Origin of the sequence: Salmonella sp. SAL4457 (assembly GCF_046548235.1) — a bacterium.
Classification (GTDB): domain Bacteria; phylum Pseudomonadota; class Gammaproteobacteria; order Enterobacterales; family Enterobacteriaceae; genus Salmonella; species Salmonella enterica.
In genome coordinates this window covers 1-243 of record NZ_JBGDZO010001178.1, presented here as the reverse complement: position 1 = coordinate 243, position 243 = coordinate 1, and the positions used below count along the sequence as shown (strand labels likewise).

The 243-nt window shown below is 64.6% G+C and carries 1 protein-coding gene; it reads left to right on the top strand.

Annotation, left to right across the window (positions count from 1 at the left end; genetic code table 11):
- A partial coding sequence (locus ACLJNW_RS27900; RefSeq protein ID WP_410961841.1) for an alkaline phosphatase family protein occupies window positions 1-243 on the top strand: 243 nt, incomplete at both ends.

Below are 243 nucleotides of genomic sequence, written 5' to 3'. Positions count from 1 at the left end.
ACCATGAATGGTCGGCCTTCCACGCGATCTGGAACCAGGGCCGCAACGACAAGTGGATGGCGGTGCAGTACCCCGAAGCCATGGGCTACTTCAAGCGCGGCGACATTCCCTACTACTACGCCCTGGCCGACGCCTTCACCCTGTGCGAGGCCTACCACCAGTCGATGATGGGCCCGACCAATCCGAACCGCCTCTACCACATGAGCGGACGCGCCGCCCCCAGCGGCGACGGCAAGGACGTAC